The sequence below is a fragment of the Arthrobacter sp. NicSoilB8 genome (genome assembly GCF_019977355.1).
Taxonomy (GTDB): Bacteria; Actinomycetota; Actinomycetes; order Actinomycetales; family Micrococcaceae; genus Arthrobacter.
Map to the genome: position 1 here is coordinate 4,570,169 of NZ_AP024655.1, position 14,816 is coordinate 4,584,984.

13 protein-coding genes are annotated in these 14,816 nt (G+C 66.6%); 5 read left to right on the plus strand and 8 right to left on the minus strand.

Annotation, left to right across the window (positions count from 1 at the left end):
• Positions 1-8 precede the first annotated feature (8 nt).
• Positions 9-2,594 carry an OpgC domain-containing protein gene (opgC, locus tag LDO15_RS20685; protein WP_223981943.1) on the minus strand — a complete coding sequence of 862 codons (2,586 nt, stop codon included), beginning with the start codon at positions 2,592-2,594 and terminating at the stop codon, positions 9-11.
• A 142-nt stretch (positions 2,595-2,736) separates the two neighbouring features.
• Here opgC and LDO15_RS20690 point away from each other — a divergent pair, with 142 nt between their 5' ends.
• The 3 genes from LDO15_RS20690 to LDO15_RS20700 all read left to right on the plus strand — a co-directional run bounded on the left by LDO15_RS20690 (position 2,737) and on the right by LDO15_RS20700 (position 4,743).
• On the plus strand, positions 2,737-3,237 hold the full coding sequence (locus LDO15_RS20690) for a hypothetical protein (RefSeq protein WP_223981946.1): 501 nt from the start codon (positions 2,737-2,739) through the stop codon (positions 3,235-3,237).
• Positions 3,238-3,431: 194 nt separating this feature from the next.
• The gene (locus tag LDO15_RS20695) at positions 3,432-3,983 is read left to right on the plus strand and encodes a dihydrofolate reductase family protein (protein WP_223981948.1); all 552 of its coding nucleotides are present in this window, start codon (positions 3,432-3,434) and stop codon (positions 3,981-3,983) included.
• 136 nt (positions 3,984-4,119) lie between these two features.
• Positions 4,120-4,743: a LysE family transporter gene (locus LDO15_RS20700; RefSeq protein WP_223981950.1), complete on the plus strand. Its 624-nt coding sequence runs from the start codon at positions 4,120-4,122 to the stop codon at positions 4,741-4,743.
• A 38-nt stretch (positions 4,744-4,781) separates the two neighbouring features.
• On the opposite strand, the gene LDO15_RS20705 is transcribed toward LDO15_RS20700, so the two are convergent.
• From LDO15_RS20705 to LDO15_RS20730, 6 genes are all read right to left on the minus strand, one after another.
• Positions 4,782-6,389, minus strand: a complete 1,608-nt coding sequence (locus tag LDO15_RS20705) for a long-chain fatty acid--CoA ligase (RefSeq protein WP_223981952.1) — start codon at positions 6,387-6,389, stop codon at positions 4,782-4,784.
• A gap of 42 nt (positions 6,390-6,431) precedes the next feature.
• The gene (locus LDO15_RS20710) at positions 6,432-7,826 is read right to left on the minus strand and encodes an MFS transporter (RefSeq protein ID WP_223981954.1); all 1,395 of its coding nucleotides are present in this window, start codon (positions 7,824-7,826) and stop codon (positions 6,432-6,434) included.
• 91 nt (positions 7,827-7,917) lie between these two features.
• Positions 7,918-8,373 (minus strand): MaoC family dehydratase, encoded by a 456-nt coding sequence (locus LDO15_RS20715; protein WP_090952699.1) that lies wholly within the window; start codon positions 8,371-8,373, stop codon positions 7,918-7,920.
• Between the two features lie 100 nt (positions 8,374-8,473).
• The gene (locus LDO15_RS20720; protein ID WP_223981956.1) at positions 8,474-9,721 is read right to left on the minus strand and encodes an acyl-CoA dehydrogenase family protein; all 1,248 of its coding nucleotides are present in this window, start codon (positions 9,719-9,721) and stop codon (positions 8,474-8,476) included.
• Between the two features lies 1 nt (position 9,722).
• Positions 9,723-10,616 (minus strand): amidohydrolase family protein, encoded by an 894-nt coding sequence (locus LDO15_RS20725; RefSeq protein WP_223981958.1) that lies wholly within the window; start codon positions 10,614-10,616, stop codon positions 9,723-9,725.
• Position 10,617: 1 nt separating this feature from the next.
• On the minus strand, positions 10,618-11,628 hold the full coding sequence (locus LDO15_RS20730) for an SDR family NAD(P)-dependent oxidoreductase (RefSeq protein ID WP_223981960.1): 1,011 nt from the start codon (positions 11,626-11,628) through the stop codon (positions 10,618-10,620).
• Positions 11,629-11,803: 175 nt separating this feature from the next.
• Here LDO15_RS20730 and LDO15_RS20735 point away from each other — a divergent pair, with 175 nt between their 5' ends.
• On the plus strand, positions 11,804-12,232 hold the full coding sequence (locus LDO15_RS20735; protein ID WP_223987585.1) for a MarR family transcriptional regulator: 429 nt from the start codon (positions 11,804-11,806) through the stop codon (positions 12,230-12,232).
• Between the two features lie 21 nt (positions 12,233-12,253).
• Here LDO15_RS20735 and LDO15_RS20740 read toward each other — a convergent pair whose 3' ends face one another.
• On the minus strand, positions 12,254-14,110 hold the full coding sequence (locus tag LDO15_RS20740) for a glycoside hydrolase family 15 protein (RefSeq protein ID WP_223981963.1): 1,857 nt from the start codon (positions 14,108-14,110) through the stop codon (positions 12,254-12,256).
• A 169-nt stretch (positions 14,111-14,279) separates the two neighbouring features.
• Here LDO15_RS20740 and LDO15_RS20745 point away from each other — a divergent pair, with 169 nt between their 5' ends.
• A complete protein-coding gene (locus tag LDO15_RS20745) occupies positions 14,280-14,795 on the plus strand; it encodes an NUDIX domain-containing protein (protein ID WP_223981966.1) in 516 nt (171 codons plus the stop codon).
• Positions 14,796-14,816: the final 21 nt, after the last annotated feature.

Below are 14,816 nucleotides of genomic sequence, written 5' to 3' on the forward strand. Positions count from 1 at the left end.
CCCGGCGGCTAGCGGGGGATGATCCGGAACAAGAACTTCGTCTTGATCATCGTCCACACCAGGCCCAGGACCAGCACGTAGGCGCCGGTATTCAGCCAGACATTGCCCTGCTGCAGCACGGGGATGTTGGCCAGGGCCAGTATCAGGAATACGTGGATGATGAAGACATACAAGGTGGCCTGCCCCAGCGGGATAAGGAACCAGCCCAGTGCCCGCTCCAGGAGCTTCCAGTAGGCGGTCAAAAGGGAGTAGGCCGTGATGATGACCACCAGGACGTTGAGCAGCCGTCCCGCGCCAAGGTAAGTCCGACCGAAATAGCCGCTGTAAAGCGTCTGATGCAGGGCATCAGGCAACAAGGCGAGGCGGACATCGTAAGCATTGGAAAGGTAGGGGTTGGACAAAGCAAACAGTGCAAAAAGTACCGCCAGCAGGGCGCAGAGGGCCAGCACGCTCTTGTGGCGGCAGAACCAGGCCACAAGCGGACGGCGGTAATAGCCCGCGGTCAGGCCAAGGACAAAGAGGACCTGCCATACCATCAACGGGAAGGAATCTTCGAACTGGGACGGCAGGAGACGGACGCGGGACACGGACCCCACCGCGTAAAGGGCGGCACTCACCAGCAGGACCAGCCACGCCAGCCTGCGGGACAGCGCCCATAGGATCAGGGGGCTCAGGAGCAGGAGCACCACGTAAAGGCCCATGATGTTGAACTGCCACGGGCCGAACTCCAGCAGCAGGATCTTCGGGATCAGCCAGGCCGGGACCGGGAAATGCAGCAGCCCTTCCACCTCCGCATACAAGTCGTAGCTGCGGCCGGACGCCGCGGCGCCCGCCGCTCCGGTCCCTTGGTCCGTGAACGCGGTCAGGACCGAGCTCTGGACGAGGGGCACGAGACTGATGAAGAAGACCGTCATGACAACGGTCAGGGCCGTCAGGTAAAGCTTCCACGACCGGCGGCTTGTCTTATCCAGCACCTCCGCGGGGTTGGCCTTAATCTTTGGCCCGTAGACCATGCCCAGAACGGCCCCGGACAGCAGGACAAAGAATTCCGCGCCGGACACCGCGCCGATCGTTTCCTGGGTCAGCAGCTGAAAAAGTGAGGTGAGGCCAACATGGTTCACCACCACAAAGAGGATCGCCATGCCGCGCAGCATGTCCACGCGCCTGTCCCTGAAGTCCTCTTCCCGATACGCCCAGGAGCGCCCCGCGGACCAGCGGACAGGGAGCATCCACAACGCGGCGGCCAGCGTCAATCCCGCCGCCGCAGCTACCCAGGCCCAGCCGCCGGAAATCACCCCGCCGGATGGGCTGTTCGCACCGCCTCCGGCGGCCGTCGCCGTCGCGGGGCCGGTCTGGAAGTTGGACTCCTCCAGTCCGTTGGCCAGGATCGAAGCGGTGCCGGCGTCCGCCGTAAGGCGCCAGTCGATCGCCACCTCGCCGGATGCGCGGCGTCGGACCGTTTCGTTCCACAGCACGGCCCTGACGTTCTTATATCCGGAGCCTGGCGTTGCGAGTACCTGGCTCATCCAGGCGCCCTTGATGTCCGCCTCGGAGGGTCCACCGCTGGCCGGGCTGTAGAAAGCACCCGTTTCCAGGAGCAGAGGCTTGTTCCGGGACACCGAGTAGCCATCATAGAAATTCAAGTCCACCGCGGGCTGAGCCGGCTGCGCGGGCCCCAGCATGCGGGCAAGGCCGCCCTCAGCAGGAAGAGTGTTGACCGGCGGGCCGCCGGCAGTGTCGTCGTGGAATGCGGACAACCCCACCCAGTCCACCGCGCCGTCCCCTGGGTAATATGGCGAGTATGCCGCATCCTCAAGGTTCCAGGCGCCGTCGGAATTCGTGTCCAAGGCGCTGAAGCCCGGGCTGCCGGGCTGCGCAGCGTCGGGAGCCTTCGGGAAGGGGTAGTCACTTCCCTGGAACGGCGACCAGACCATCAGTGGCTTTTCCAGTGTTGCGCGCATGGCGGCCGTCACCGCCCGAAACGCGGCAACGTACTCGGCGGGCCTTTGGCCCCAAGCCGCCCAGCCCGCATTCATGTTGGGCGCGAAACGGATGAACAGCTGACCTTTGAACCCCCCAGCCATCTCCTTGATTTTCTGCGCGAGATCGGTTGAGGTCACCGCGTCGACCTGCGCCAAGGGAACTCTCGGGTTGACCGTGATCAACGCATCGGCGCCTTCGGATTCTGCTTGCTCCAGGAACTGCGGGATGAATACCTCTTCCTGTTCCTGAACAGGAAGCGACAATTCATGGGCATAGAGCGCCGCCGGCTTTCCCAGGCGCCCGGCGTACTGGGCGGCGGAGTCCGTCGACCAGTCCAGCTGCACACCCCACAGCGGCCCTTTTCCGTCCTGCGCTGAAGGCCCGCGGTCCGTCGCCTCAGACACGCCCACATGCGGGATGGGCCCGCTGGCCTGCGCTGATGCACCGAAAGCGGCCGTAAACGCGAACACCAGAACCAGCAGGACCAACAGGACGGGCAACGCGCGGCGCAGATTCACAGTCGCAATAGTAGCGACCCCGGATCCGGCGGCATCCCACTGGCGCGGATCAGTGTGGAAGTAACCGACGACGCCGTCCTCGCGGGGCTGCATCCGGAATACACCAAGTACTTTGCGATCGCCCACCCCGGCGAACAGCGCCGCCGAAGTGCTGCCACACCTGCCGCGCCGAGGCTGGGTACAGGCCGAATCCTCGGCCGGCCCGGCTCCCGGGCCCAAGCAAAGGAGTTTCACCATGGCACAGATCAACAAGACCACGGCGGGCATCATGCTTGCCGCGGTGATAGGCGGCGGCGCCATCGGCGCGGCGGCCATCCCAGCAATGGCCGACGACGGCACCGGCACCTCCTCGTCGAGCACCGCTGCCTCCGACGGCTACGGCGGCGGGTACGGGGCACCCGGCGGCGCCGGCGGCCAGGGCGGCCCGCACCAGGCCAACGGCAAGACGGAGGAGGTCCTCACCGGCGACACCGCGACGAAGGTCGAGGCGGCGGTGAAGGCCGCCGAACCCGATGCGACGATCGAGCGGATGGAGACCGACGCCGACGGCGCCACCTACGAAGCCCACATCACCAAGGCGGACGGCACCCGCGCCACGGTCCTGCTGGATGCGAACTTCACGGTGACCGAAACCCAGGATCAGGGCCAGGGCGGTCCCGGCGGCGGAGGCCATGGCGGCCCGAATGACGGGGGTTCGGGCGGCTCAGCCACGGACGGCTCCGCCTCCAACGGCTGACCCCGAGGGCGCGGGCCCGGCAGTCCTGACCGGACAGTCCCGTCCGCCGGCCTGGGCCCGTTCACAGGCGCTGTTCCGGACAACGGCGGCACGGCCGTTGTCCGGAGCAGTCCCAAACGAATGCACGCAGCCATTCCCTGCCGGCAGATCACCGGATAGGGTGCTCGAAAAGACCCACCGCTAAGGAGAATCCCATGCGCAAAGTGACGGCCGGCCTTTTCTGCTCCGTGGACGGCGTGGTTGAAGACCCGTTCCTCTGGCAGTTCGACAGTTTCGATGAGGAACTGGGCGCCGGGATGGGCGAGATGATGGGCCGGATCGATACCGGGCTCCTGGGCCGCGTCGGCTATCAGCAGTGGGCTGAATACTGGCCGAACGCCGAAAGGGACGCCGACTTCGCGGGCTTCATCAACCCGCTGCCGAAATATGTCGCATCCCGGACGCTGACGGGGGACCTGAAGTGGGAAAATTCGCGCCTGATTGAGGGGCCGCTGGAGGACTTCGTGGCGGCCTTGAAGAACGGTGACGGCGGCGAGATAGGAGTCTTCAGCAGCATCTCGCTGGTCCGCCAGTTGCTGTTCGCCGGGCTGCTCGACACCTTGATGCTGATCGTCCATCCCGTGATCGCCGGCAGTGGCCGGCGGCTCTTCAACGACGGCGATCCCCTGACCCGGCTGGTGCTGCAGGAATCCCAGCAGACCAGCAAAGGCAACATGATTCTCAGCTACGGCCTCCGCGGCGACTGACGCCCTGGCCAGCCGCGCCAGATCCTCAACGCTGCCAGCCCATCATCCACCCCAGCCGGCCCCAGCCTGCACCGGCCGGGACCGGCTGGCCACGGCCGGGACCGTATGGCCACGGCCGGGACCGTAAACTTGGCTGGTGCAACCCTCCCTTTGGCTGGCCCTGGCCGGCGCCGGCGTCCTGATCAGCTTCACTCCCGGCGCGGGCGCCATCAACACCATGAGCAACTCCCTGAACTCGGGATTCCGCCGCTCCCTGTGGGGCATCCTGGGCCAGCAGGCCGCCCTCGTGGTGCACATCCTGATCGTGGCCCTCGGCGTCGGCGTGCTCGTGGCGAGCTCGCCGCTCGCGTTCAACGTGATCCGCTACGCGGGGGCCGCCTACCTGGTCTATCTGGGCATCCGGCAGTTCCTGCACAAACCGGACCTGGACCAGGAGAAGGCCGCCGCCCTGCGCAACGAACCGGCCTTCTCCATGTTCCGCCGCGGCCTCTGGGTCAATCTGCTCAATCCCAAAGCCGTGGTCTTCTTCCTGGCCTTCATGCCCCAGTTCATCCGGCCCGAACAGCCGCTGCTGCCGCAGTACGCGGTCCTGTCCGCCACCGTGATCGCGATCGACATCCTCGTCATGTGGTTCTTCTTCGCGGCCGCAGCCAGGTCCTTCCAGCGCTTCACCCACGACGCCCGCGGGCAGAAAGTCCTGAACCGGACCTTCGGCGCGCTCTTCGTCGGCGTCGGCATCCTGCTGGCCGCGATCCACTAGGCGCCGTGTCCGCTCGTCCGGGCCGCCGGACCGCGCCGTCAGACGTGGCCCGGGGTCAGTTTCCGAAGGTCGGCCTTCCTGATCTTGCCGCTCGCGGTCCTGGGCATTTCCGCCACGAAGACCACCGACTTGGGGATCTTGTACCGCGCAAGCCGTCCCTCCAGATGGGAGCGCAGCTGCTCCTCCGTGAGCCGGGCCCCCTCCCGCAGCAGCACCACGGCCCGCGGCACCTCGCCCCACTTCTCGTCCGGCACGCCGATCACCGCGACGCTTCCGACGGCGTCGAGCTCGGCGATCGCCTGCTCCACCTCGGCCGGGTAGATGTTCTCCCCGCCGGAGATGATCATGTCCTTGAGCCGGTCGGAGACGAACACGAACCCGTCGGGGTCCTTGTAGCCCATGTCTCCGGACTTGAACCAGCCGTCAGCGGTGTAGGACTCCGCGGAGGCCTCGGGCCGGTTCCAGTACTGGGGGATGACGTTGGGACCCTTGATCTGGATCTCACCGACGGTTCCGGGCGCGGCGGGGCCTGCCGCCGGGTCCACGGGATCGGCCACCCTGACATCCGTGAAGAAGTGCGGCAGGCCCGAGGATCCTGCCTTGTCCCGGGACCTGGCCGCCGGCAACGTGGTGGCGCCCGGGGCCGTCTCGGTCATGCCGTAGCCGTTGGAGAAGCGCAGCCCGCGCCGTTCGTAGGCTTCCAGGACCCGCATGGGCACGGCGGACCCCCCGCACGTCAGCTTGTTCAGTGAGCTGAGGTCCGTGGCGTCCCAGTCGGGATGCTCGCACAGCATCTGGTACGTGGTGGGCACACCGCTGATGGTCGTTGCGCGGTGCCGCTCGATCAGCTCCAAAGTCCGGCGGGGATCGAACTTGGCTTCGAGGACCACGGTCCCGCCCTTCAGGAGCGTGGGCAGCACGCCCATGTCGAGGGAGGCGACGTGGAACATCGGGGAGATCATGAGGGCCACATCGGTGGACGTAAAGTCGAAGTCGACCAGCACGTTGACGCAGTTCCACGTGATATTGCCGTGGGTCAGGAGCGCCCCCTTGGGGTTGCCGGTGGTTCCGGAGGTGTAGAGGATCATGGCGGCGTCGTCCAGTCCCACGGGCTCGTCCGGCGGCAACACAGCACCGGAGGCGATCACTGCCTCAAACGCTTCGACGGCGGGTCCGCCGGCCGTACCGCCGGCCCCCGCGACGCCGTCGGGCACGGTTGAATCGGGCACGGTTGAATCGGGCACCGGTGAATCCTCGACGGCGATCCGCGTACGCACCGCCGTCCCCGCCGAGCCGCTTTCCGCCAGCCCCGCGAGCGCCGCCGAGTGAACCAGCAGGACAGCGCCGCTGTCCTTGAGCTGGAACTGGATTTCGGGCGGCGCCAGCCGGGTGTTCAGCGGGACAAAGACCGCACCGGCCAGTCCCGCGGCAAAGAGGGTCTCCAGGAAGGAAGGATCATTTTCGCCCAGGTAGGCCACCCGGTCTCCCTTGGTCACGCCGCGGTCCCGGAGGGCGTTGGCAAGCCTCGTGGAACGGTCTGCGAGCTCCCTGTAGCTGAGCGTCCGGTCCCCTGCGATCACGGCGGTCTTGGTGCCCGACTTCGGGCGGCGCCGTTGCAGCCACGAGCCGATGCCAAAATTCTCCACGGAAAATCCTTTCTAGTTAGACGGTAGCGCCAGCGGACCGGGTTAGGACCCGACAGTCTGCAAATCGTTGTTCTTGGGTTCGCGGGTCAGCAGGATGAAGACAATCGACACGACTGACATGATGGCCAGGTACCAGACCACGGCGGCGGTGTTCTGTCCGGAATCCTTGAAGATCTGCGCCACAATGCCTGGCGTGAAACCCGCCCCGAGAAGGGTGGCGAGCTGGTATCCCAGCGAGGCGCCGGTGTACCGCGACGTGGTGCCGAACTGCTCGGACACGAAGGCAGCGAGCGGGCCGAACAGGGTGGAGTGGATCATGAGCCCGACGGCGAATGCCACGAAGATCAGCCCGATGTTGTTCGAGGACAGGAGCTGGAACATCGGCGTCAGGTAAAGGATGAACAGCACCAGGCCGCCGATCATCACGGGCCGCCGTCCCAGCTTGTCGGAGAGCCGGCCGCCCATGATCACGAAGGCGATGGACACGAAGGAGGCTGCCGCGAAGGCGTAGAGCACACCCTGACGGTCCGCGCCCTTGGACACGGCATAGGTCACGGAGAACGTTGCCAGCACCACCTGGAGCGCAAACCCGGCCGCACCGGCCAGCATGGTGAAGATCAGGGTCTTGGGCCGGCGCAGGACCTGTAGGAGGGGAATCTCGCGGCGCGTCGGCACGCCGCCCTGCACCGATCCCGCGCGCCGGACGTTCTCCCGCGCCGCGTTGTCCTGGATGTCCTGCTCGGCTTTCTCCTGTTCCAGCGCCGCCTTGAAGATCGGGCTTTCCGAGACCTTGAGCCGGACGAACATTCCGACGCCCAGCAGAACGAAGGACAGCAGGAACGGCACCCGCCAGCCCCAGGCCAGGAACTGCTCGTTGGGCAGGGCCGCGAAGGCGCCCATGACCAGGGTGCCCAGCACCGCGCCGGTGGGGGCGCCCGCGTTGACGAATGAGGCCGCGAAGCCGCGCTTGCCCGATTCCGAGTGCTCGAGCGCCATGAGGGCGGCGCCGCCCCACTCCCCGCCGACGGCAATGCCCTGGCAGACGCGGAGGATCACAAGCATCACGGCGCCCCAGGCTCCGGCCACCGCGGCGCCGGGCACGAGCCCGATCAGGGTGGAGGCGATGCCCATGACCAGCATCGAGACGATCAGCATGTTCTTGCGGCCCAGCCTGTCGCCGAAGTGGCCGAAGATGATGCCGCCCAGGGGCCGGGCCACGTAGCCGGCGGCGAACGTCCCGTAGGCGGCCACGACCCCCACCCACTCGTCCATGCCGGAAAAGAACACCTTGGGAAACACCACGGCGGCGGCCGTGGCATAGAGCAGGAAGTCGTAGTACTCGATGGTGCTGCCGAGATAGCTGGAGGCGATGACGGTCCGTGCTTCACGGCGACGCGTACCCGCGTCCATGGCCTGCAACTGCGAAATCTGGGACATCGTTGTTCCTTATATGCAGAGGAATGGGGGTGCCGAGGGATGGGGCAAAGGGCTGGTAGGGTGGCCGCCGCGGCTTACTTGTAGAAGCGGCTTACTTGTAGAAGCGGGCGAGGAACTCAGCCACGACCGCGGGGCGTTCCTGGCCTTCGATCTCAATGGTGTTGGCCACCTTGATCTGGGCGCCGCCCTTGACCTCGGTGACTTCGGCAATGGTCGCCCGCATGCGGATCCGCGAGCCCACTTTGACCGGGGAGGTGAAGCGGACCTTGTCGAGGCCGTAGTTGACCTTGGTGGTGACGCCGTCGACGTCGAACAGCTCGCCCCAGAACGGGATGATGAGCGAGAGGGTGAGGAAGCCGTGGGCGATCGGGGCGCCGAAGGGGCCGTCCTTGGCGCGTTCCGGGTCCACGTGGATCCACTGGTCATCGCCCGTGGCGTCGGCGAACTTGTTGATCTGTTCCTGGGTGATTTCGCGGTAGTCGGTGGCACCGAGGTCGGTGCCGGCGAGGGTGAGCAGTTTGTCGAAGTCGACGACGAGGTTGGGCATCTTTGGCTCCTGTGATGGTTGGAGAGTTGCGGAAGTACGACGGCGGTGCGGTGCAGCCGCCGCCGGGTTTCGGTTGCTGGGTGGTTCAGCGTGCGCCGCGTCAGCGGGCAAAGGCGCTTTCGCCGGTGAGGGCGCGGCCGACGATCAGGGCATTGATCTCGTGGGTGCCCTCGTAGGAGTAAACGGCCTCGGCGTCGGCGTGGAAACGCGCGACGTCTGTGTCCAGCGTGATCCCGTTGCCGCCCACCACCTCGCGGGCCAGCGCCACGGTTTCCCGCATCAGCAGCGACGTCTGCATCTTGGCAAGGGCGGAGTCCTGGTCGCGGTAGATGCCCTTGCCCTGCTGGTCGTTCAGCCGGACCACCAGGGACAGGGACGAGGTGACGTTGCCGAGCATCCGGGCCAGCTTTTCCTGGACCAGCTGGAAGGAGCCCAGCGGACGGCCGAACTGCTGCCGCTCGGTGACATACCGGAGCGCGGCTTCGAAGGCCCCGGCCTGGATGCCGGTGGCGATCCACGCCACGTCCGAGCGCATGGCCCGCAGCATCGCGGCCACGTCCCGGAAGGAGTTCACGTTGTGCAGCCGCCTGGCCTCGGGAACGCGGACGCCGTCGAGGGTGATGTGGGCGTTCTGCATCATCCGCAGCGCGGTCTTGCCGCGGATCTTCTCCAGGGTCACGCCTTCGGCCTCGCGGTCCACGAGGAAGGCCTTGACCTGGCCGTCGGCCGTGTCGCGGGCGAAGACGGCCAGGACGTCGGCGGTGGCGGCCCCGCCGATCCACCGCTTGGCGCCGTCCAGGACCCACGTGTCGCCCTCCGGGCCGGACCCACTCCCCCGTTCCCTCCGGGCTGTGGTGGACAGGCCGCCCGCGATGTCCGAACCGGACTCCGGTTCAGTGAGCGAGAAGACGCCCTTGAGCGAGAAGTCGATGACCTTGGGCATCCACTCGCGCTGCTGTTCCTCGGAGGCACCGACGCGGATGGCGGTCCGGAACAGCCCGGCCTGGGCGGTGAAGTACGTGGCCAGCGAGGCGTCCGTCCGGGCGAGTTCGAAGATCCGGAAACCCTGGTAGATTCCGCGGGCCGGTCCGTCGGCCGTGAGCTCGGCGGGTTCCATGAGGTCCAGTTCGATCAGCGGCCGCGCCAGCTGGTCCGGAAACTCGCCGCGCTCCCAGTAGTCGGCCAGGAGCGGGCGGGCCTGCGTGTCCAGGAATTCCCGCAGCCGCCCCAGCACCCTGCGTTCGCCGTCGGTGAGGAGGGACTCGGCGTCGTAATAATCGCAGACGCTGTAGAGGCGTTCCCGCTCCACAGAATCCGGAACGGCCTCCGCACTCGTCTCGACGCTCATCTCAGCCACCCAGCCCGAGCAGGCGGACGGCGTTGGCCTTGAGGATCTTGGGCCGGACCTCGTCCTTGAGCGGCAGGTCCGCGAAGGCGGCCAGCCATTTCTGCGGCGTGATCAGGGGGAAGTCGGTGCCGAACAGGACCTTGTCCTGCAGGACGGAGCCGGCCATCCGGACCAAGGACTCGGGGAAGTACTTCGGGGACCAGCCGGAGAGGTCGATGAACACGTTGGACTTGTGGGTGGCTATCGAGTTCGCCTCGTCCTGCCACGGCACCGAGGGGTGGGCCATGATGATCTGCAGTTCAGGGAAGTCCGCGGCGACGGCGTCGAGCAGGAGCGGGTTGGAGTAGGCCAGCTTGATGCCGTACCCGCCGGGGAGCCCCGCGCCCATGCCGTTCTGGCCCGTGTGGAAGATGGCTGGCAGGCCCAGTTCCTGCAGGGTCTCCCAGAGCGGGTAGAACTGTTCGTTGGAGGGGTCGAAGCCCTGCAGGCTCGGGTGGAACTTGAACCCCCGCGCGCCGAGGTCGATTGCCTGGTGCTTCGCGCCCTGCAGGGCGTCGGGGCCGGTGCGGGGGTCCACGCTGCCGAAGGGGATCAGGACGTCGTTGTTCCTGGCTGCCCCGGCAATGAGTTCGGGGATGCTGTTGGGCTCGTGCTTGAGCTGGGTCCGGGCGTCGACGGTGAAGACGACGGCGGCCATGTTCAGTTCGCGGTAGATCTCGGCGATCCGGTCCAGCGACGGCGTCCGGTCCTCGGCCTTGAAGTACTTGGCGGAGGCCTCCGTGAGGGCATCCGGCAGGGACCCGTGGCCGTGGCCGTCCACCTCGAGGTGGACGTGCATGTCGATCGCATCGAGTCTTGCGGCGTCGATGCCCAGTTCGTAGCGCTGCGCGGTCATGTCAGCCGACCTGTGCCGCTTCGGGCTGTGCCGGTGCTGGCTGTGTCTGTTCGGGCCGAGCCGTTGCTGGCTGTGTCTGTTCGGGCTGAGCCGTTGCTGGCTGCAGTTCCTCCGGCAGGGGCAGGAACTCTTCGCCGACGCCCTGCAGCTTGTTGCCGAACAGGGCATCAAAGTTCTCTATGAGGTCCTGGTAGCCCCAGCCGCCCTCGCGGTATTCGGTGGCCGATGCCTCGGGGTGGGTCCAGAGCTGCAGCCGGTCGCCGCCCGCGCCGATCGCCTGGCCGGTGATTGCCGCGGCCGCATCGGAGGCGAGGAAAGCGACCAGGCCGGCGACGTCCTCGGCCGTGCCGAAGCCGAGGTCGTGGCGGAAGAAGGCCGGCATGGCCTCGCCCCGCTCGTCGGCCTCCACGGCCTTCTGGAAATACGGGACGGTCTTGGTCATGGCGGTGGCGGCCACCGGGATGACGGCGTTGGCGGTGACGCCGGCCTTCTTCATTTCCAGGGCCCAGGTGCGGACCATGCCCACGATTCCGGCCTTGGCGGCGGCGTAGTTGGTCTGGCCGAAGTTGCCCCGCTGGCCGGTCGGGGAGCCGATGGTGATGATGCGGCCGGCAATGCCGTGCTCCTTGAAGTACCCGAAGGCCTCCCGGGCACAGGTGAAGGTGCCGCGCAGGTGGACGTTGATCACGGCGTCGAAGTCCTCGTCCGTCATCTTCAGCAGGCTCTTGTCCCGCAGTATGCCGGCGTTGGTGACCAGGATGTCCAGCCGGCCGAACTCCGTGACGGCCGCCCGCACCAGCTGTTTGGCAACCTCGGAGCTGCCCACCGGGGCTACGACGGCGGCGGCGCGGCCGCCGTCGGACTCGATGGTGCGGACCGCTTCCGCGGCGACAGCGGCGTCCACATCGTTGACGACGACGGCGGCGCCCTGGCGGGCCAGCTCCCGGGCATAGGCCAGGCCGAGGCCCCGGCCGCTTCCGGTGACGATTGCTACTTTTCCTGACAGGCTCATTGCCGCTCCTTTGCTAGCTGCCTTGTGCATCCGGCCCCGCGGCATGGGATGCTGTTCTGCATCCATGAAAATATGGATAGTTGAAAAAGTCAATGATTTATTTTTAGGACTATTGGAGTTGGGCATGCCGACCGAAGTTGATGATGTGCCGGGCACCGAACCGGCGGAGAAGCTCATGGCGGCAACCATCAGCCAGGACGCGGGTTTCCTGCTGGCCAAACTGCATGCCGCCGGTTCGGTCCTGAACAACCGCGCACTGGCCGGGTTCGGCCTCAAGGAACGCTCCTATTCGGTGCTGGCCCTCGCCAACAGCGGGCTGGAGCCCACACAGCGGGAGATGGCCGAATTCCTCAGCCTGGATCCCAGCCAGATCGTGGCCTTGATCGACGAGCTGGAGAAACGGGGGCTTGTGATCCGCGCACCCGGGAGGCAGGACCGGCGCGCCAAAATCGTCTCGGCCACCGATGAAGGGGCGGCCGTTTTTCGGCGGGCCGAGGCCGCGGCGCGCGAGGCGGAGTCTGCCGCCCTGGCCGGCCTCAGCGGCACTGAAGTCGCGGCACTCAAGGGGCTGCTCCGCAAGGCGCTGTGGGGGCCGGCGGCCTGATCACGGGGCGAAGAGCCAACCTCACGAGGGGAGGTGATCTTTGGCGTCCTTCCGCTGGGCCTTCAGGAGCCGCAGCCCGCTGGCCAGCACGCCCACGTGGCTGAACGCCTGGGGGAAATTTCCAAGGAATTCCCCGGTGTCGGGGTGGATCTGCTCGGGGAGCAATCCCAGCGGGTTGGCCCGGCCGCACAGGGACTCGTAGAGCTCGTGGGCCTCTTCCACCCTCCCCTGGCCTGCCAGGTTGTCCACCAGCCAGAAGCTGCAGAGCAGGAAGGCGCCCTCGCCGCCGGGGAGCCCATCCGGGGAAACCTGCGGCAAGTAGCGGAACAGCAGACCGTTTCCGGCATCGAGCTCGGCGGCAATCGCCGCCGTGGTGGCTACCATTCGCGGGTCATCGAAATCGATCACGTTTCGAATGGGAAGCGTGAGCAAGGAGGCATCCAGTCCGCCGCTGCCGCCCAAATGCTCTGTCAACGTATGCCTCCTGTCGTCCCAGGACTGGGTCAACGCGGCCTGCCTGATCTGCCTGGCGGTGGCCTCCCAGCGGCGCTTGGGATACGGCAGCCCGTCCCTGCGGGCGATTCGGATGGCGCGGTCGATGGCAACGTAGCAAAGAGCCGCCGAGTATGTGAATGTGCGGCCCGGGGTGCGGATTTCCCAGGGACCCGAGTCCGGGACGCGCCACCTCTGGATCGCCATCTCGACGATGGGCACCAGTGCCGCCCAAAGCTGCAAGTCCACCCGCTTGCCGCTTGCCGACCACTGATACGCGATGTCAATAATTTCGCCGTAGACATCATGCTGCATCTGATGGCGGGCCCCGTTTCCCCAGCGGACCGGCGCTGAGCCGCGATAGCCCCGCAGCTGGGAATCCTGCCGCTCTTCGGGCGGCTGCGACCCGTCCAGGGCATACATCACCTGCGGCCTGCCATCGCGTTCAACATTTGTCAGGACCCAGGCCAGGAACACGTCCGCATCACTGGGGTCGCCGATGCGCCGGAAGACGTAGTTGGAGAACGAAGCGTCACGCACCCACGTGTAGCGGTAGTCCCAGTTCCGCGGCGTGCCGGGCCATTCTGGCAGGGACGACGTCGCGGCGGCCAGTATGGCGCCCGTCTCCGCATGATCCAGCAACTTCAGCGTGAAAGCCGATCGCTTCATGAGCTCCGCCTGGGATCCTTCACAGTCCAGGCCCGTTGCCCACCGGCGCCAGGCATAGACAGTTTGGTCGATGAGCTTCTTGCTTTCGGGGTGCTGGCGGAGACGGAACCGTCCCGACCAGTGCAGGACCATGGTCAGGGTCTCTCCCGCCCGCAGGGTGATGGCTGCGGACAGTCCGCGCCCATAAGGCCGGAGTTCAACAGACGACCAAAGATAGACTTCCTGCTTTCCGTCCTGTTGCCAGTCGAACCTCCACCCAGTGGCCAGGGCGTCAAAAGTCACACCGGCCTTCGGTATCAGGCTGATGCGCAGCGGGACGTCGCCGCCCACTGCGCGCGCTTGGCGGAGCAGCTCCGACCGGCCGGCGGGCACCGGTTCCGAGAGGTCGGCGCCCGAGCGCAGGGTCAGGGCATCCGTCACCTGGAGCAGGCCCCGATCCGACACGAGAGACGTGACCAGAACGCAGGAATCCTCGACATAGCGCTGGAATGACGCCACAGTATTAACCGGGGCGATTTCAAAGCGGCCGCCGTACTCAGCGTCAAGGATTCCGGCGAAAAAGGGAGGGCTGTCAAACTCGGGAAGACAAAGCCACGTAATCGCTCCGTCACGCCCCACCAGGGCACACGTGGAGCCGTCGCCGATTAGACCGTGGTCCTCGATGGGCAGGTACCCGTCCCGGCTAACCACCGGGCGCGCCGGCGCCGCAGTGATCATGGCCGATCACTCCTTCAGGTGAGTCTGAGCTTCCTATCTGGATTCTCTCTCCCTTCCGCCGAGGACGCCACCCCCGAGCCGGCCCATCCGCAGGGAATCCGCAGCCTCAACGCGCACGGGCACATCCGCGTCAGACAGATCGCCTCAGACAGCCTTAGGACAGGTGGCCATGACCGTTCGGAGCGCCGGCATTCTGCTGTACCGGCTGCGCCCTGCGTCCCAACTGGAGCTCTGGATAGCCCGCATGGGCGGACCGTACTGGGCCGGCAAGACCGCCCACGCCTGGTCCGTCCCCAAGGGCGAGTACCCGGCCGGGGAAGACCCGCTGGCTGCCGCACGCCGTGAATTCGCAGAGGAAATCGGCACCCCGGCACCCGATGCCGACTACCACCGGCTGGGCGATTTCCGGCAGCCCTCCGGCAAGGTCATCACGGTCTACACGGCCGAATCTGACTTTCAGCCCGAACGCATCGTGAGCAACACCTTCGCCCTGGAATGGCCGAAGGGATCCGGCACCATCCGCAGCTTCCCGGAGATCGACCGCGCCGAATGGTCCACAGAGGCAGAAGCCAGGGTCCGGCTGGTGAAGGGGCAACTGCCGATCCTTGACGCCCTGCTCCGGCACCTCGGGCCCGGCGCGGGAAACCCCGCCCAGCCCGGCCAGCCAGGCCATGACACAAACTAACCATCGATTGACAACTTCTGT